The 18390-nt window shown below is 57.8% G+C and carries 16 protein-coding genes; 10 read left to right on the top strand and 6 right to left on the bottom strand.

Going from position 1 to position 18390, the window contains the following annotated elements:
* The first annotated feature begins 334 nt into the window (after positions 1-334).
* From CKF42_RS04745 to CKF42_RS04735, 3 genes are all read left to right on the top strand, one after another.
* A complete protein-coding gene (locus CKF42_RS04745) occupies positions 335-844 on the top strand; it encodes a DUF2501 domain-containing protein (protein ID WP_111207653.1) in 510 nt (169 codons plus the stop codon).
* A gap of 131 nt (positions 845-975) precedes the next feature.
* Complete coding sequence (locus tag CKF42_RS04740; protein ID WP_046101128.1) at positions 976-1611, top strand: hypothetical protein; 636 nt, start codon at positions 976-978, stop codon at positions 1609-1611.
* 15 nt (positions 1612-1626) lie between these two features.
* A complete protein-coding gene (locus CKF42_RS04735; RefSeq protein ID WP_009092333.1) occupies positions 1627-2295 on the top strand; it encodes a MarC family NAAT transporter in 669 nt (222 codons plus the stop codon).
* A 47-nt stretch (positions 2296-2342) separates the two neighbouring features.
* Here the strand turns inward: CKF42_RS04735 and CKF42_RS04730 are convergent, their stop codons facing one another.
* The 3 genes from CKF42_RS04730 to CKF42_RS04720 are packed head-to-tail and all read right to left on the bottom strand — an operon-like array spanning position 2343 to position 6139.
* Entirely contained in the window at positions 2343-3605 is a 1263-nt protein-coding gene (locus CKF42_RS04730; RefSeq protein ID WP_111207652.1) for a cytochrome c, read from the bottom strand.
* 4 nt (positions 3606-3609) lie between these two features.
* Positions 3610-5379: a GMC family oxidoreductase gene (locus CKF42_RS04725; RefSeq protein ID WP_111207651.1), complete on the bottom strand. Its 1770-nt coding sequence runs from the start codon at positions 5377-5379 to the stop codon at positions 3610-3612.
* A gap of 31 nt (positions 5380-5410) precedes the next feature.
* Complete coding sequence (locus CKF42_RS04720; RefSeq protein ID WP_111207650.1) at positions 5411-6139, bottom strand: gluconate 2-dehydrogenase subunit 3 family protein; 729 nt, start codon at positions 6137-6139, stop codon at positions 5411-5413.
* 692 nt (positions 6140-6831) lie between these two features.
* Here CKF42_RS04720 and CKF42_RS04715 point away from each other — a divergent pair.
* Positions 6832-8403: an ABC transporter substrate-binding protein gene (locus CKF42_RS04715; RefSeq protein ID WP_111207649.1), complete on the top strand. Its 1572-nt coding sequence runs from the start codon at positions 6832-6834 to the stop codon at positions 8401-8403.
* Positions 8404-8563: 160 nt separating this feature from the next.
* Positions 8564-10066, top strand: coding sequence for a helicase HerA-like C-terminal domain-containing protein (locus CKF42_RS04710; RefSeq protein WP_111207648.1), 1503 nt, complete (start codon positions 8564-8566; stop codon positions 10064-10066).
* Positions 10067-10098: 32 nt separating this feature from the next.
* On the opposite strand, the gene CKF42_RS04705 is transcribed toward CKF42_RS04710, so the two are convergent.
* Entirely contained in the window at positions 10099-10593 is a 495-nt protein-coding gene (locus tag CKF42_RS04705; protein WP_009092341.1) for a hypothetical protein, read from the bottom strand.
* Between the two features lie 248 nt (positions 10594-10841).
* On the opposite strand from CKF42_RS04705, the gene CKF42_RS04700 reads away from it, so the two are divergent.
* The gene (locus tag CKF42_RS04700) at positions 10842-12131 is read left to right on the top strand and encodes a DUF445 domain-containing protein (protein WP_111207647.1); all 1290 of its coding nucleotides are present in this window, start codon (positions 10842-10844) and stop codon (positions 12129-12131) included.
* A gap of 65 nt (positions 12132-12196) precedes the next feature.
* Here the strand turns inward: CKF42_RS04700 and CKF42_RS04695 are convergent, their stop codons facing one another.
* Positions 12197-13042 (bottom strand): BtpA/SgcQ family protein, encoded by an 846-nt coding sequence (locus CKF42_RS04695; RefSeq protein ID WP_058957603.1) that lies wholly within the window; start codon positions 13040-13042, stop codon positions 12197-12199.
* Between the two features lie 29 nt (positions 13043-13071).
* Here CKF42_RS04695 and CKF42_RS04690 point away from each other — a divergent pair, with 29 nt between their 5' ends.
* Complete coding sequence (locus tag CKF42_RS04690) at positions 13072-13953, top strand: ribokinase (protein WP_111207646.1); 882 nt, start codon at positions 13072-13074, stop codon at positions 13951-13953.
* On the opposite strand, the gene CKF42_RS04685 is transcribed toward CKF42_RS04690, so the two are convergent.
* Positions 13946-14896: a substrate-binding domain-containing protein gene (locus CKF42_RS04685; RefSeq protein ID WP_111207645.1), complete on the bottom strand. Its 951-nt coding sequence runs from the start codon at positions 14894-14896 to the stop codon at positions 13946-13948. The genes CKF42_RS04690 and CKF42_RS04685 overlap by 8 nt on opposite strands.
* Before the next feature lie 323 nt (positions 14897-15219).
* Here CKF42_RS04685 and CKF42_RS04680 point away from each other — a divergent pair, with 323 nt between their 5' ends.
* The 3 genes from CKF42_RS04680 to CKF42_RS04670 all read left to right on the top strand — a co-directional run bounded on the left by CKF42_RS04680 (position 15220) and on the right by CKF42_RS04670 (position 18388).
* Positions 15220-16242: a LacI family DNA-binding transcriptional regulator gene (locus tag CKF42_RS04680; protein ID WP_111207644.1), complete on the top strand. Its 1023-nt coding sequence runs from the start codon at positions 15220-15222 to the stop codon at positions 16240-16242.
* Positions 16243-16617: 375 nt separating this feature from the next.
* Positions 16618-17364: an ATP-binding cassette domain-containing protein gene (locus CKF42_RS04675; RefSeq protein WP_199559858.1), complete on the top strand. Its 747-nt coding sequence runs from the start codon at positions 16618-16620 to the stop codon at positions 17362-17364.
* A 22-nt stretch (positions 17365-17386) separates the two neighbouring features.
* Complete coding sequence (locus CKF42_RS04670) at positions 17387-18388, top strand: ABC transporter permease (RefSeq protein ID WP_162484734.1); 1002 nt, start codon at positions 17387-17389, stop codon at positions 18386-18388.
* The last annotated feature ends 2 nt before the right edge of the window (positions 18389-18390 follow it).

The raw sequence follows: 18390 nt of genomic DNA, 5'->3' as shown, positions 1-18390 counted from the left end.
ACAGAAACCTGAAAAGAACTGATTTCATGGATAAATAGTTACCCTTGGGTATGTGCCATCAGGATTTATGCCGATAAAAAGGCCACAAAAATTCGCAGCAACCAGGAATATTCCTGCCATAACGGGCGAGAATATTAAATAATGTTTCAGCGCCAGATCTTTATTTACACAGACATCATGTTACGCCGTGAAATAACCCAGGCCGCGCTTTACTCCATTATTCAGCGCCATGATTACAGAAGAGTCTTAAAGTCGAATTAAATAAAAAAGTTCAGGAACTTTTTGTGCCTTTGCCTCTCTTAGCAAAACTGAATACGCAGATACCGAGGTTGAGATGAAACAGGCACAACGCAGTGTGTGGGGATGGGGACTGGCCGCGTTTCTGGTCGCAGGCAGTGCATCAGCAGCAAGCTGGCAGGATCAGCTGAGCAGTGCAGCGTCGCAGCTCAGCCAGCAGAACAGCGGTAACACCACCAGCACCACGCAGCAGAATGGCGGGCTGTCGCTCTCCTCCATTACCAGCATGCTGGGCGGCGGCGATAAAGCGGTCAGCGCCAGTAGCATGACGAACGCGGCTGGCGTGATGCAGTACTGCGTCGAGCATAACGTGGTGAAAAACAATGTGCAGTCGGTGAAAGATCAGGTGCTGAGCAAGCTGGGCCTGACCACGCCCGCCGCGCAACAGCAGCAGACAGACTACACCCAGGGCCTGGCAGGCCTGCTGAACACCGGTAACGGTCAGCAGCTCAATCTGCAGAGCCTGAGCAACTCGCCAATGGGTGAGAAACTCAAAACCAAAGCCTGCGACGTGGTCCTGAAGCAGGGTAAAAACTTTATCTCCTGATCCCCTCTCTGCCTCCCTCTCCTCGCGGTTCAGCGGGGAGAGGGAAACTCCGCCGTGCTGTGATGCCTCACATTCCCTTAACCTGGGGTTGAGCGCTATAGTGTTGTTTTGGTTTCTACAGGACAGCACGCATGAAAGGCATCAACATCGCACTTTACTTCGACCCCGATCAGATCCAGGCCTGCGTTCACCAGCAGGACGGCAGCTATCTCAGCAAAAAATTCGAGTATGACGATGGCGTGATTGAAGAGATCTATCAGTGGCTGGATCAGTACGAACCCAACCGCACGCATATCTGTCTGATAGAAAACGAAACCGCCGAACTGCTGGCCGATGAGCTGGTCGACAGCGGCTATCGCGTTCACCAGGTCACCATGCACCAGCTGCTGAGCTGGTTCGCAGCCGAACCCCCTGCTTCCCCTGATGGCACGCCGATGCGCGCCATGCTGCGCTTCCTGGAGGAGGAGCATCCGCGCGAATATGAATCCCGCACGCCGCAGACCGAAGCGCTGATGGAGATGTTCGACGAGCTGGACGCGCTGGAAATGGTCGATGACGGCGACGACGAAGACGCCCTGCCGGGCGATCTGCTGCGCGCCATGAAGAAGCATAAAATCACCGCCAGCGCCGCGGCCCAGCGACTGCTGCCGGAAGTCAACGAGCGCATCCGCGAACACCTGATGCAGTATCCCGAACTGATGACGCCTGAAATCCTGCAGGACTTCTTCCCCGAGTTGCTGGAAGCGCTGGAGCGCCCGAAACATTAATCAGGGGGATCTGACATGCTGGAGCTGATCAAAGCGGTAAGCCTGGGGCTGGTCGTGCTGCTGCCGCTGGCGAATCCGCTCACCACCGTGGCGCTGTTTTTAGGGCTGGCGGGTGACATGAACTTCCAGGAGCGCAACCGTCAGGCGCGGCAGGCGTCTCTCTACGTGTTCGCTATCATGCTGGTGGCGTGGTACGCGGGCAATGCGGTGCTGAACACCTTTGGCATCTCGATTCCCGGCCTGCGTATCGCCGGTGGACTCATTGTCGCCTTTATCGGTTTCCGGATGCTCTTTCCGGCGAAGCCTGCCAGCCATTCGGTGGAAGCAAAGCAGAAACTGGATGAGCTGGACGAGGCCAAAGAGCCGGTGAACATCGCCTTTGTGCCGCTGGCGATGCCGAGCACGGCCGGGCCGGGAACCATTGCGATGATCATCTCTTCCGCCTCGACGGTGAAAAGCGGCGTCGATTTTCCCGCCTGGGTGCTGAGCGTCGCGCCGGTGCTGACCTTCCTGCTGGTGAGTCTGATTTTGTGGGTCTCGCTGCGCAGCTCCGGAGCGATCATGAAGCTGGTCGGCAAGAGCGGCATTGAGGCGATCTCGCGCCTGATGGGATTTTTACTTGTCTGCATGGGCGTGCAGTTTGTGATTAACGGCGTGCTGGAAGTGGCGCGCACCTTCCACTGATCCGGGCGTTCCCCTCTCCAGACCGGCAGAGGGGAAGCCCTTCTTCGTTACTTCAGAGTTTTCCGCACCTTAGCCACCTGATCTTTACTTACGGCTGGCGCGCTGTTGCTCCAGCCCTGACGAATAAAGGTCGCCAGCTGCGCCACTTCATCATCACTCAGCCGTCCGGCAAAGCCAGGCATCGCCAGTTTTGACGGGGCCTTAGCGACAGAGGGTTGCTGAGCGCCTGCCAGGATCGTATGGATCAGACCCGTAGGGTCGCTGGCGTTGACGATCGTCGCCTGATTCAGTTCCGGGAAGACGCCCGGCGCGCCTTTGCCGGTCACGAAGTGACAGGCACCGCAGTTATCCAGATAGAGACGCTCACCTTCGCTGAGGTTTTTCGCCGCGGTAAGTTTCGCTTCCGTTGCCTGCTGCGCCTGCACGTTATACGCCTGCAGGGGCGGATTGCCGCCCAGAAACTTCAGGTAAGCGGCGATGGCGTTGAGATCGGCATCGGTCATGTGCGAACTGCTGTGCTCAATCACAGAGGTCATCTCGCCGCCCACCGCCGCCTTATCGTTACGCCCGGTCTGCAGGTAATCCACGATCTCCTGCTGGCTCCAGTGCGGCAGGCCACGCAGCGACGGCACTGCCCAGTGGTTCAGGCTGCCACCTGCCAGGAATTGATCGTCACCGCTGTCGAGGGCTTTCTCGTTCATGCCCAGGCCGCGCGGCGTATGGCAGCTGCCGCAGTGACCCAGGCTCTCAACGATATAGGCACCGCGGTTAACGTCGGCTGATGCGCCACCGATTGGCCGGAACGGCTTATCGGACGTGAACGCCCAGTTCCAGAAACGCATGCCCCAGCGCTGGCTGAACGGGAAGCTCAGATCCGTTTCCGGTGGCTGCGCTGCGCTCGGCTGCACGCCCTTCATAAAGTAGACGTAGAGCGCGTAGATATCGGCATCGCTGATTCTGGCGTAGTCGGGGTAAGGCATCGCCGGATAGAGACGGGAGCCGTCCGGCAGGATGCCTTTACGCACCGCGTCAGCAAACTGCTGCTCGCTGTAGTTACCGATGCCGTGTTGCTTATCGGGCGTGATATTGGTGGAGAAGATGGTGCCGAGGTTCGAGGTAATCGCCAGTCCGCCCGCATAGTCAGGCTTGCCCGGCAGCGAGTGGCACGCCATGCAGTCACCGAGCCGGGAGAGGTATTCACCCTGCTTAATCAGTTGTGCTTCATCTTCGGCGTGAACCGGCAGCGCAGAGAGGCTGCCCAGCAGCAGCGTGCTGCTGGCGATAAAAGAGTTAAGTTTCAGCTTATTCATGCGCTTATGCCTGTACCAGTGGGCCGGGATTTTTCAGGTAGTGATCTTTGATCGCCTGTGCGGCCATCAGGGTAATCGCACCGATGGTGTCGGTCGGGTTCGCCTGGAAGTTCTGCGGGAAGGCGTTGCCGCCCGGCACAAAGACGTTATGCACGTCCCAGCTCTGCAGGTATTTGTTCAGCGCCGAGGTTTTCGGGTTATCGCCCATCACCGCCCCGCCCACGTTGTGGGTCGAGACATATTTGGTGATATCGAAATCCGCGCCCATCGGCAGGAAGCTCATGCTCATGCTGTCGGGGTTCAGCTCTTTAGCAATATTGCCGACGATCCCTTTCAGATGCTGCTGCAGCCTCAGCTCATTCTCTTTCCAGTTGAAGGTCATACGCAGCAGCGGCAGCCCGCGGTGATCGTTGTAGTTCGGATCGAGATCCAGATAGATATCGCGGTAGGACTGACAGGTGGTGGTAATGCTGATCTTCATCGAATGACCGTACCACTCCTCCAGGCCCTCCTTGTAGCCCATGCCCCAGGAGGGCGTGCCTTTTGGCAGCGCGGTGCTGATAGGCGTGCCGGTCGCCTGTGAGCTGTGGATCTTCGCGCCGCCCAGGAAGCCCAGTCCGGGGCCATCGAAGTTGCCTGGCGAGATATCGTTAAACATCTGCCCGGTCGCCCCTGCAGTGGCGTAGGGGTTAAAGTTTTTATCTTTGAAGAACAGGGTCGCGCCGCCGTTCGACAGGAAGGCGTAGTTACGGCCGACCACGCCCTCTTCGGTTATCGGGTTGTAAGGCTTGCCGATGCCGGAGAGCAGCATCAGCCGCACGTTGTAGAGCTGGAAGCTGCTCAGCACGACGATTTTCGCCGGCTGGAAGCACTCATTGCCCTGCGCATCGATGTAGATCACCCCTTTGGCGGTTTTCTTATCATCGTTCAGCACCACCTTAATCACTTCCGCGTTCACTTCATAAGAGAAGTTCGGCATGCGCTTCAGCGCATCCATCACCGCCGTCTGCGGCGACGCTTTGGAGTAGTTCAGGCAGGGATATTTGCTGCAGTAGCCGCAGTAGTTACAGGGGGCGATCTGGTTGCCGTAAGGGTTTTTCCACGCCCGCGACACACAGGCCGACGGGTTCGGGAACGGGTGGTAACCGAGTTTTTGCGCCGCCTCTTTGAACATGACATTGTTCAGCGTGTCTTCCAGCGCGGGCAGCGGATAAGGTTCAGAACGTGGCCCTTCAAACGGATCGCCGCCCGGCAGGATTTTGCCGCGCAGGTTGCCGGTGTTGCCCGACTGGCCGCAGATCAGCTCGAATTTGTAGTAATAAGGCTCGATCTCTTCCCAGCTGAAGGGGAAGTCCATCACCCGCATATCTTCCTGCAGAATGCCGGGCCGGTAGGCCTCGTCGACATAGGTTTTGAGTTTGATATCGGTCGGAGTGGGACGGATCAGTACCGCCGTCCAGTGCATGCCTGCGCCGCCGACGCCGGTGCCCGGTGCAAATGCCCCCCATTTACGGGTAGGCAGTGCGGTCTGGCTGCTGTTGTAGCGCACGGTGACCGCCACTTCCGCCGGGATGGCGAACACTTTGTTGCGCACCGCATAGGCATATTCATCTGCCGGTTTCGGATAGGCGAACTCGTCATAATCGCGATCGCCGCCGCGCTCCAGGGCGCGCACCTCCAGTCCTGCCAGCGCCAGCTCAATACTCATCAGTGAGCCTGCCCAGCCGAGGCCGCAGACCACGACGTCGACTTCTTTTTTAGTAACCTGTGCCATGATAATCCTGTTTACCTGATGTGGAAGCGCCTCAGGCGCGTTCACCTTTGATGCTGACCGGGCCGAGCGGATAAGGCACATTGTGCTGCTTCACCCACTCGGTGAAGCTGGCACGCGCGCCGGGGAAGCCGATGGCGATCCAGGCTTTCATCCCTTTATTGCCGCCATACATCGGGTCGGCCAGATAGCCATGTTTGGTATCGGAAAGCAGCTGGCTGAAGAAATGTGACGGTCTGAGATCGGCTTCGCCCAGCGCGGCAAAGTCGATCTGGTTTTTATTCACCTGCGTCAGCACTGCATCCTTCTCTTCCAGCGTCAGCGCAGCAAACGCTTTCTGATGGGTGTTATGGCACCACTGATTGAGCAGCTTTATGCCGGTCTGGTAGATCTGCTGGGGACGGAACGGGATCTGATAGCCCAGCGTCACGGGAGCCTGGGTATTGAAAGGCCCCTGCAGGTAGATCTCACTGCCGAAGGCTTCGCTGTGCAGCTGCTGATCGATAAAGATCGGCACATTGGTTTCCAGCGCGCCCGGCGCTTTGCCTTTGCCGCCTGCCGGGATCAGACGATCGGTGGCCGCCAGGATGAACTGCCACTCGTCGGCACTGAAAAAGATCGGCCTGTAATCGGCTAACTCGGGGGCCGCCATCTCTGCCGCCTGTGCCGCCGTGATGCCCTTTAACACCAGCTCACTTAATGGCAGCGCCAGCAGTGAACCGAGCAAAAATTTACGCCTGGTGGTGGGTTTTTCTAAAAGCATATCCGCACGACTCTCATCTGCTGAATACCCCTCTTAATCGCTGATGACGCTGAAAGGCGATGCGCAGAGGGGTATTCCCCGCCGGTATTCACGCACACGGCACAGACGACGGCAGAACGGTTAAGGGCGGGTAGAATTATCTATCGGTGACAAAGAAAATATATCGGTTAAAGACCTGACAATCTTAGGGATATAAATGTGTCTGAATGTAAATTTAAAATTTACGCGCTGTCACAGCCGAAAAAGGTTATCACACGGCACCCATTCAGCGGGCAGAAAAAAGCATAACCGGAAGGGGTAATGCCGGGAAAAAGCGATAAAAATCGGTTAATTAGCCATTACCCGGCAGCTATGCGGCGGGATATTTTCATATTGTCATTATCACGCTCATTGATCGTTAAAAAAGATTACGCTTGCCTGTTCGCTGTCTTTCCTGCACGCCACGCTTTAAACAGGCCGCTTTTTTCAGGTGGTCAGTTACAGATAACAGGCTTTTGCTTCGGTGAGCAGGAATAATATTTCCGGAGCGAAAAGAGTCTTAAAGAAATAATCACAATCCGCCATTATATTCGCCTTTCTGTCCGTCTGAACCTGACGCGACTATTTGTGCAAAGCTCAGAACAAACCGGCATTTTGAGATTATCGGACGCCCGCTAGAGTAGAGCCATTACCGACTCAGGATAACCCTCTCTATGCGAAAAACGCTTTTGTCCCTGTTAACGGCGCTGACTCTGGTTCATTCCGCACACGCCGCCACTCCCGCCGATACGCTGGTGGTGGCCGTTCCGCTGGATGGGATCATCAGTTTTGACCCGGCGGAAAGTTTCGAAACGGTCAGCAACAGCAGCCTGCGCAATATCTACCAGATGCTGCTGGAGCCGGATCATCACAATCCGCAGCAGCTCTCCCCGCTGGCCGCGACCCGCTGGCAGGCGGGCAAAACACCGCATAGTCTGGTATTTGATCTTAATCCCCAGGCCCGCTTCGCCAGCGGTAATCCGCTGACCGCTCAGGATGTGGTGTTCTCCTTAACCCGCGCGGTGAAGCTGAATAAAGCGCCCTCTTTTATTCTGGGGGAGTTTGGCTGGACGCCAGAAAATATCGACCAGCAGTTCACGGTGATCAGCGACCACCAGCTTGAGCTGCGCTGGCCGGCGGAGATTGGTCGCGACCTGGCGCTGCGCCTGCTGACCGCGCCGGTCGCCTCAATTGTCGACAGCAGGCTGGTCCGGCAGCACGCCAGTAACAATGACTACGGCAACGGCTGGCTGAAGGTGCACTCGGCAGGCAGCGCCGCCTACGCCATCAGGCAGTTTGTGCCGCTGCAGGCGCTGGTGCTGGAGGCCAATCCCTACAGCACCCAAAAACCGCATCTGAAGCGCGTTCTGCTGAAAGGGGTGGCCGATCCGGGCAGCCGCCGGCTGCTGATCCAGCAGGGTGATGTGGATGTCGCCTATCAGCTCGGCCCGGACCAGATCGCCGCGCTGAAGAACAGGGCGGGGGTGCGCGTCGAGGCCTTCCCGTCGAGCCTGGTTTACTACCTCGGCTTTAACACCCAAAGTCCGCAGCAACCGGCGCTGGGCAATCCGGCGCTGTGGCAGGCGGCGCGCTGGCTGGTGGACTATGAGAGCCTGGCGAACCAGCTGCTGAAGGGTCAGTACCGTATTCACCAGAGCTTCCTGCCGGATGGGTTTGACGGCACCCTGAATACCACGCCGTTCCACTACGATCTGAAAAAGGCACAGGAAATTCTGCAGAAAGGCGGCATTAAACCGGGCACGCATATCGCGCTGACGGTGGTCAACCAGCCGCCTTACATCGACGTGGCGCAGGCGCTGCAGGCGAGCTTCGCTAAAGCCGATGTGCAGCTCGATCTTCAGCCGGTGGCGGAATCTGAGCTGTGGAGCAAAATGCGCAGCCGTGACTTCCAGGCGATCTTCTCCTACTGGGGCGCGGACTACATCGATCCCAACACCAACGCCAGCGCCTTTGCTTATAACGTGCCCGGCGGCGGCAAAACCCTGGCCTGGCGCGTCGGCTGGACGATCCCTGAACTCAGCGCGCAGACCCGCGCCGCCGCCGGAGAGAGTGACGCCGCAAAACGTCGCAGCCTTTACACGGCCCTGCAGACCCGCGTCCAGCAGGATTCGCCGTTTGTTCTGCTGCTGCAGGGCGCAACCCAGGTCGCCGTGCGCAGCAACCTGAAGAGCCTGCAGCAGGGTATCGGCGTCAGCCTGCTCAATTTTGAAGAGGTGCAGAAGTAGAAAACCCGGCAGGGATGGCAGCCTGCCTGACATGACACCAGTAAAAGCGAGGCCGTTGCAGGACAGCGCAACGGCCTCGCTTTTGACGAATTGTTCTCCTCTTCCCTGCCCTTCGCTTGCTATCCTTCAGGCATAACCCGTTGCCCGAGAGAGGAAAATCATGACATCTCCGCTACTGATTGCCCGGACGCCAGACGTCGAACTCCATCTGTTACCGCAAATGGCGAACCGCCACGGCTTAATCACCGGCGCAACCGGCACCGGTAAAACCGTCACGCTGCAGAAGCTGGCCGAGTCCTTCTCCGCCAGCGGCGTGCCTGTCTTTATGGCCGACGTGAAAGGCGATTTAACCGGCGTGGCGATGGCCGGTCAGTCCGGCGAAAAGCTTCAGGAGAGACTGGCGAAGATCGGCGTCACCGACTGGCAGCCGCAGAGCAATCCGGTGGTGCTGTGGGATATCTTCGGCGAGAAAGGCCATCCGGTGCGGGCAACCGTCTCCGATCTCGGCCCGCTGCTGCTGGCGCGCCTGCTGAACCTTAATGAGGTGCAGAGCGGCGTTCTGCAGATTATCTTCCGCATCGCCGATGATCAGGGCCTGCTGCTGCTGGACTTTAAAGATCTGCGCGCCATGACCCAGTACATCGGTGATAACGCGAAGAGCTTCCAGACCCAGTATGGCAATATCAACAGCGCCTCGATCGGCGCGATTCAGCGCGGTCTGCTGACGCTGGAGCAACAGGGTGCAGAGCACTTCTTTGGCGAACCGATGCTGGATATCGCCGACTGGATGCGCGTCGACAGCAACGGTAAAGGCGTCATTAACATCCTCTCCGCTGAAAAGCTCTACCAGATGCCGAAACTCTATGCCACCAGCCTGCTGTGGCTGCTGTCAGAGCTGTATGAGCGTCTGCCGGAAGCGGGCGATCTGGATAAGCCTAAGCTGGTCTTCTTTTTTGATGAGGCGCACCTGCTGTTTACCGACGCGCCGCCGGTGCTGCTGGAGAAGATCGAACAGGTGATGCGCCTGATCCGCTCCAAAGGGGTCGGCGTCTGGTTTGTTACCCAGAACCCGTCGGATATCCCGGATCGGGTGCTGGGCCAGCTTGGCAACCGCGTACAGCACGCCCTGCGCGCCTTCACCCCCAAAGATCAGAAGGCGGTGAAAACCGCCGCAGAGACCCTGCGCGCCAATCCGGCTTTTGACAGCGCAGAGGCCATTCAGGCACTCGGCACCGGCAAAGCACTCATCTCCTTCCTGGATGCCAAAGGCAGTCCGTCGGTCGTCGAGCGCGCCATGGTGATTGCGCCTGGTTCGCGCATGGGTCCGGTGACAGGCGATGAGCGCAACGGTCTGATCAACCATTCGCCGCTGTATGGCAAATATGACACGGACATCGATCGGGAATCGGCTTATGAACGGCTGCAACAGGGCGTGCAGGCCGCCAGTGACAAGGCCAATGCGCCTGAAGCCAAAGGTAACGCGGTGGCGGTCGATGACGGGATTCTGGGGGGATTAAAAGAGATCCTGTTTGGCAGCACCGGTCCGCGCGGCGGCAAGCGGGATGGTGTGGTGCAGACCATGGCGAAGAGCGCCGGGCGTCAGATTACTCACCAGATCATTCGCGGCGTGCTGGGCAGCCTGTTTGGCGGTCGTCGCCGCTAAAGGTGGGTGGCAGCCGGGCTGCCACCTTAACGCTACTGATGTTTCCAGTGGGTGGAGACCGGGTTGGTGACCGTGTTCTTTTCCTGCGTGTAGGTGCCGTTCTGCTGGGCAATCGCTTCGCCGGTATCGACAATCGCGTTCTGGATAAACACATTCTGCTTATCGCCGCGCACAAAGGTCAGCTGATGGAAGGCGGTCTTGTTACCCCAGTCGCTGGAGGGCAGCGAGATAAAGCGCACCGTGAAGGTCTCATCATCGAAACTGCCCTGCATCACGTAGACGCCGTAATGGTTTTCACCCTGCGAGATGATTTTATAGGTGCCGTTGTCGTAGTAATAAATTTCGGCATCGGGAAAGGGTTTTTTGTCGTACATTTTACGGTAATGCAGGACCTGCTTAATGGTGGGCTTGCCGAAGCTGACGGTCAGATTTTTTCCATCGGCAGAGGTGGTCAGCCCTTCTGCATGCGCGCCGATACCACTCATTAACATCAACAGACTGGCGGTTGCCGTTGCGATTGCTTTCACGTGAATTCTCCTGGTCTGGTTCCATGGATAGGGTGTGTCAACGTAAGGAGACTGCCTGCGGAATGTACACCGCCGTAACTGTTTATCAGAGTGGTAATTTTTAAGGTGATTAGTTTTTAGGAACAGTCTGGTCAGCGCCTCGCCCGTCCGGTTAAGACCGCATAAATCCGTGCCAGACTTAACTGCACTTTTCGACCGGGAGAGGAGAACGTTGACCTGTTAAGCAGGCAAACTGCTAAGATCAGGATATGGATAAACAACGCGAACTCAAACGGACCAAACGCCTGGCGCTCTCGCTGCTGCTGCTGGCCGCCCTCACCTTTGTCGTCACACTGTTTCTGCCGCCCAGCTTTTACGTCAGCGGCATCAAAGCCATAGCGGAAGCCGCGATGGTCGGTGCACTGGCCGACTGGTTTGCGGTGGTGGCGCTGTTTCGCCGCGTGCCGGTGCCATTTATTGCCCGCCATACGGCCATTATTCCGCGCAACAAAGATCGCATCGGTGAGAATCTCGGGCGCTTTGTGCAGGAGAAGTTTCTGGATACCGATTCGCTGCTGAATCTGATCCGCCGCTACGATCCCTCCACCCTGCTGGCGCAGTGGCTCAATGCGCCAGGTAACGCCGACCGCGTGGGCCGCCATCTGCTGCAGGTGATGCGCGGCTTCCTGGATCTGACCGATGACACCCGCATCCAGACCTTTATGCGTCGTGCGGTGCATCGCGCTATCGACAAAGTCGATCTTAGCCAGACCAGTGCCCTGGTGCTGGAAAGCCTGACGAAGAACAATCGTCACCAGGCGCTGCTGGACGCGGCAATCGACCAGCTGCTGAAGCTGCTGCACAAACCCACCACCCGGGAATTTATCGCTAACCAGCTGGTGCGCTGGCTGAAGCGCGAGCATCCCATCAAGGCGAAAATGCTGCCGACCGAGTGGCTGGGCGAGCACAGCGCAGAACTGGTGGCGAACGCGGTGGACTCCCTGCTGGATGATGTGGCGCTGGATCAGGGCCATGAGCTGCGGCTGGGCTTTAACCGGGCGGTTGAGAAGCTCATCGTGAAGCTGCAGAGCGACCCGGAAATGGCGGCCCGCGCCGACGAGATCAAAGGCTGGCTGAAAGAGGATGCCTCCTTCAACCGCTACATCGGCGAGCTCTGGAATGATATGCGCAGCTGGCTCAAGGCAGATTTCAGCAGCGAAGAGTCGCGCGTGCAGGCGAAAATAGGCGATGCGGCACGCTGGCTGGGCGAAACCCTGGCCGCCGACCCGGCGCTGCGCGACTCAATGAATCAGCACCTGGAGCAGGCCGCCCGCAGCGTCGCGCCGGAGTTTGCCCGCTTCCTGACGCGCCATATCAGCGACACGGTGAAAAGCTGGGATGCGCGGGATATGTCGCAGCAGATAGAGCTGAACATCGGTAAGGATCTGCAGTTTATCCGCATCAACGGGACGCTGGTGGGTGGCACCATCGGGCTGATCCTCTACCTGCTGTCGCAGCTTCCCGCCGTGCTGCCGGTGGTGAAAGGCTGGCTGGGCTGACGTACCCAAAAAACCTCGCCTCCCTGCGGGGTTTTTTGATCTCTGCGTCAGGCAATAAAGGGCGGTTATGGCTGCTCCAGCGCAGGCTGCGCGACCGCCATAAACGCTTTTACCCTCTCCCGATCCACATCGTTCCACCAGACGCCATCGACTTTGAGCGCACTGGCCACGATCACGGCCTGCGTGCGCGCCAGAATCTGGCAGACGTTGGCGGGCGTCACGCCCGATCCCACCAGCAGCGGTAAGGTGGTGGCAGCGCGGATCTCGTCGATTTCCTCCAGCGTGGCGCTGTCGCCGGTGCGTTGTCCGGTGGCGATAACCGCATCCGCTTCGAAGAAGTCGACATCGCGGGTCAGTTCCCGAATGGAGCGATCGGCCACTATCGCGTGGCTGCCGTGTTTAACATGGCTGTCGGCGAATACCCGGATATGTTCGGCCCGCAGCTGGCTACGGTAGCGCAGCGCTTTCGCGGCAGCCCCTTCAATAAAGCCTTCGTTGGCGATATAAGCATTCGCCCACTGATTGACGCGGATAAAATCCGCCCCGCCCGCCAGCGCGGTGGCAAAGGCAGGCAGCGCGGCATTCGCCAGCACGTTAATGCCCAGCGGCACGCCGAAACGCTCCCGCACTTTTTCCGTAATCACCGCCATCAGCGCCGGCGTTTCCGGGCCAATATCCTCAGGTTTTGAAAAAGGAATATCGCCATGATTTTCCACAATCAGGCCGTGAACCCCGCCAGCAATATAATTTTCCGCATCGCGTAATGCGCGATCAATTATCGCGCTGACAGGTTTGCCCCGATATTTTGGTGAGCCCGGGAAGGGGTCACAGTGAATGACGCCAATAACCGCTTTAGGGCGTGAAAATATCGCTTGTATTGCATCAATTTTTCCTGCTGATATAGCAACCATCGCTTCTTTATCCTGTTCGGGAAAACACTATGCGTGTTTATGTGGCTGGAAATATTACTGTCGATGAAACCTGGTCTGTTACCGATATTCCGGCTAAGGGCGCCTCTGTTCACGGTTATCAGCGATCGCAGGATATCGGCGGAAAAGGCGCGAATCAGGCGATAGTGTTATCCCGTTGCGGCATTGAAACCTGTTTAATTGCCGCGACCGGTCACGACAGCAAAGGAAAATGGATCCGTCAGCAGCTCATGAACGAGCCCGTGACGTTACTGCCCACGCAGCCCATGACCGCGTTGAGCGACACCTCGCTTATTCTGCACAGCGCCGATGGCGATAACGCCATTATTACCAGTACATCGGCGGCAGATGCGCTGGATATCACTACGCTTAGCCACCATCTGGCCAGCGCGCGTCCGGGCGATCTGCTGGTGCAGCAGGGCAATTTCTCGCCTGAAAAAACCCATGCGCTGTTCAGCCTGGCCAAATCCTGCGGCCTGATAACCGTATTTAACCCCTCACCCGTGCACGCCGCTTTTGCCTCATGCTGGTCGCTGGTCGATATCGCCGTGGTCAATCAGCACGAAGCGCAGCAGCTGCAGCCCCGCGCAGTGAAAACGTTAGTGACCACACTGGGCAGTGCGGGCGCCTGGCTGACGCAGGGCGACCAGCGAACGTTTTGTCCGGCGCAACCCGTTCATGCCACAGATACTACCGGCGCAGGCGATACCTTTCTTGCCGTGATGCTGGCTTCCGCGATCCGGCGCGGGGGGGAAATCGATGCATTAGCACTGACGCATGCCAGTCAGGCTGCGGCGCTGACTGTCAGCCGTCACGGGACACGTCAGGCCTTCCCCACCGCAGAGGAACTCGCCGCGCTGCTCCAGTCAGGCGGCGAGCCAGCGGTTATTTAAACATTGCGCGATAACTGTCCACGTTGGCTTTGGTCACCACCGTGGCCGGAACCAGAATGGTTTTCGGCACGGTTTTGCCTGCGGTAATCGCGTTCAGGGCTTTTACCGCCTCTTCACCCATCTTTTTCGGATCCTGTTGCAGGACAGCCGTGACATAACCGCCATCAATCCCGCTGATGGCTTTGGACGTCAGATCCCAGCCAAAGACTTTGATCTCTTTCTGGCGGCCCTGGTTTTCCACCGCCGCAATCGCGCCCAGCAGTGCCGGCTCGCCGGTCGCGTAGATAGCGGTTAAATCCGGGTTACCGGTGATCAGGTTTTCTGCCGCCGTCATCGCCGTATCCTGCACGTTCTGGCCATCAACCACATCCGCGACGGTGATGCCCGGATTGCTTTTGATGGTTTCTTCAAACCCCTTCTGACGCTGGTTCTGCACGGCTGAATTCAGCGCGCCCACAATGCCCAGTCGCGCTTTGCCGCCCATATTTTTCGCCACGTAGTCGACAAAATAGTGACCAATAATTTTGCCGCCTTCCAGGTTATCCACGCCCACCTGTGCCGCCTGTGGGCCCGCCGGTAATACCGCATCAATCGCAATAACCGGTATTCTGGCGGCGGCCGCTTCTTTAATCGCTGGCATAATGCCGTTGACGTCAATCGCGTCCACCATAATGCCCTTCACACCCTGCTGAATATAGGTTTCAATGGCGTCGTTTTGAGACACTGGATTATCGTTGGCGTTAAAGATCACTAAATTTTTACCGCTGGCTTTCGCTGCTTCCTGGGCGCCATTATTCATCTGATTAAAAAACAGGGCCTGCTGATTGATCTGAACCAGCGCATAAGTGGGGGCGGCTTTTGCCAGTGAAAATAATGAACCCGCAGACAGTAAGCCGGTTGCCAGCGCAACAGCACGCAGTTTTCTGGTGTTAAATGCCATCATCTTAAAATTCCTCGTCGGGAATGAGCGATAACCAGTTGATCTCCGCATTAAAATGCAGAGGGAATAGTGTTGGCGGGCAAATATCGTCTGAATGGCTGCTTCAGCCAGAACCTGAATAATCGACTTTCTGCACACCGTCCATTATGGTGCACGTGTGAAAGGAATTAATCGGGTTTGGGAGTGACTCCCGGGTCGTGCGGTAAACTGCCTTTAACATTCGCTTCTGGCTAAATTTTGTCAAGCGATTATTTTATCGTCAGCGGGCATGGAAAAACTGTCTCCGCTGCGCGCAACTGTGTTACTGATAGCCGATTCCGGGCAAGATGGCAGGTGATATGAGTAAAAAACGGGTGCTGTTATCGGATGTGGCAGCGCTGGCCGGGCTCTCTAAAGCGACCGTATCCCGCTATATGAATCAAAGCATTATGCTGCCGCAGGAGACGATTGATCGCATTGAAGCGGCGATTCGTCAGCTGGATTATCGCGGTAACAGCCTGGCGCGTCGCCTGAGCAAGGGCGGCAGCGAAACCCTGGGGCTGGTGCTGCCCGATATTACCAATCCCTTCTTTGCCGAACTGGCAGATGCCGCCGAAGAAGCCGCCTCTGCCCATGGCTACAGCCTGGTACTCTGTATTACCCGCAACCATCCGGACAAAGAGAGTCAGTTTATCCGCTGGCTGGATACCTGCCAGGTGGATGGCCTGCTGTTTACCACCAACCATCCTGATAACGGTCTGTTACGCAAAGAGATTAACCGCCACCAGCGCATCGTGCTGCTGGATGAGGACATCCCTGGCAGCGTCGTGCCTAAGGTGTTTGCCGACAACGTTCAGGGTGGACGGATGGCTACCGAAAATCTGATTGCTGCGGGTCATCGGGATATCGCCTTTGTCGGCGGCCCGGCGGAACTGATGAGTGTACGCGAACGCTACCAGGGGTTCTGCACCGCAATGGAGCAGGCTGGCCTGCGTGTCCCGCCCGAATGGGTGATGTACGGCGAATACCAGCGTGAGTTCGGTAAACAGGCGCTGGAACAGCTGTTCAGCCGCGCAGAGCGCCCCACCGCCGTCTTTGCCGCCAGCGATTTTCTGGTACTGGGATTGATGGATGGCCTGCGCGCGCGCGGACTCAGCGCGCCCGACGCGCTGTCGCTGGTGGGCTTTGATGACGCCACCTATGCTGACTTCACCCAGCCGCGTATATCCACCATCCGCCAGCCCGCACGTGAACTGGGCCGCACGGCCGTAGAGATCATGTTGCGTATCCTGAATGATGACCTCCCCGTCCCCGCCGAAACCCGTCTGCAGGTTGAATGGGTGGCGCGCGACTCGATACGGATCCGTTAACCACGACCCAGAATGGCGCAAAAGCGCACAATAGTGGCGCAAAAAGTGAGCGCCTTTATTTTGCCGGTTTCTGTTCAGTAAACCGGTTTACCAGAAGTCAAACGGCAAATGTGCTGTATTACAGTGAGTTAGATCCTAAGTGCCACGCCGGGTCACAGACTGGCACGGAAGCTGCACTGTCTCACCCGGCAAACAAATATCGTGTAGCGTGTTGTTCTGTGTGTTGTGACAAAGGGTTTATCCTGCAGGTAAACCGGTTTACAAGGGCGTAAACCGTGCCGGATAGCCCCTTTTTACATGCAGAGTAACGGTCCCGTTAGTGGTGATGGGAGTAATCATATGCAGCAGGCACACACTGCCCTGACACGGGTAGAGATGGTGAATATTACCAAGACTTATGGCGCAATCCGGTCTCTGCAGGGCGTCAACCTGCAACTGGCTCCGGGTGAAGTGCTGGGTCTGGTGGGCGATAACGGCGCGGGAAAATCCACGCTGACTAAGGTGCTGTCAGGTGCGGTCGTCCCGACCAGCGGCACGATTCGTATTGATGGTGAAGAGCAGCATTTCTCTAACCCGGCGGATTCGCGCCGCTGCCATATCGAGATGGTGTATCAGGACCTGTCGCTGTGCGACACCGTCGATGTGGCAGGCAACCTGTTTATGGGACGTGAACCGATGAAGTCCATTTTCGGCATCCCGTTTCTGGACGAAGAAAAAATGCACACTGACGCGCGGGAAATGCTGAAAGGACTGGGAATTTCTATCCCGGATACCCGGCTGCTGGTGCGCAACTTATCCGGCGGGCAGCGCCAGGCGATTGCCATTGCACGCGCTGCCGCCTTCGATCCCAAGGTACTGATTATGGATGAACCCACCGCCGCGCTGGCCGTCGCCGAAGTGGAGGCGGTGCTGGAGCTGATCCGCCGGGTGTCGGCACGGGGCGTGAGCGTCATCCTGATCACCCATCGCTTACAGGATCTCTTCCTGGTGTGCGATCGCATCATGGTGATGTACGAAGGCACCAATGTGGCGGAGCGCCGCGTGGCCGAAACGGATCTGACCGAGATCGTCAATTTGATCGTGGGTGAGAAGTTTGTCGCCCGCTCGGCCGCCGTGCACTGAGCGAGGTAACAGGATGACTATTATGAATCTGAGCAGTTCCCGTATGACACAGCACTCGCTGCCGCGTCGTCTGCTGCACAACCACTCTGGCGTGGTGAGCATCGCGCTGTTTTTCGTGTTCTGCTGCGTGGTCTTTTCCCTGATCACCGGCAACTTCCTCAGCAGTGCTAACTGGCTGAATATCATTCGCCAGAGCGCGCCGCTGCTGATTGTCGCCACGGCGATGACGCTGGTGATCACCACGGGCGGGATCGATCTTTCCGTAGGATCGACGCTGGCGCTGGTCGGCGCCCTTTCCGCTATCGCGCTGAATAACTGGGGCCTGCCCTGGCCGGTGGTGTTGCTGGGCGGCTTGCTGCTGGGCGCGCTGGTGGGGGCCATTAACGGCTTCTTTATCGCTTACGAAGGCATTCCGGCCTTTATCGTCACGCTGGCGACCCTGGCGGTGGTGCGCGGCGTGGCGCTGCTGATTACCCAGGGCTACTCCATTCCCATCCCTGCCGACAGCCCGTTCGCTTTAATGGGCCGCGCCTGGGTACTGGGCGTGCCAATGCCCGCGCTGATTGGCATCGTGGCGCTGATCGTCGGCCATATCGCGCTGAATCATATGCGTTTTGGTCGCTATGTCACGGCGATTGGCGCGAATGCGGAAGGCGCGCGCCGGAGCGGCATTAACACCAAAGCCGTAACCATGAAGGTCTACATCCTCAGCGGTATGGCGGCGGCGCTGGCGGGCATGATCATCACCGCGCGTCTGGGCAGCGGCTCCTCCAACCAGGGCGAAGGCTTCGAGTTGCAGGTGATCGCGGCGGTGGTGCTGGGCAGTACCAGCCTGTTTGGCGGCTTCGGAACCGTTATCGGCACGCTGCTCGGCGCACTGTCGATTGCCATCATACAGAACGGCCTGATTCTGTCGCATATCTCCCCGTTTTACACGCAGATCGCCACCGGTACGATTATTCTGCTGGCCATCTGGCTCAACACCCGCATTCTCAACCCGACGCGATCGGCGGCGAAAGGATAGCT

The organism is Pantoea sp. ARC270 (genome assembly GCF_003236725.1).
Classification (GTDB): domain Bacteria; phylum Pseudomonadota; class Gammaproteobacteria; order Enterobacterales; family Enterobacteriaceae; genus Pantoea; species Pantoea anthophila.
This window is presented reverse-complemented; position numbering and strand designations above follow the sequence as displayed.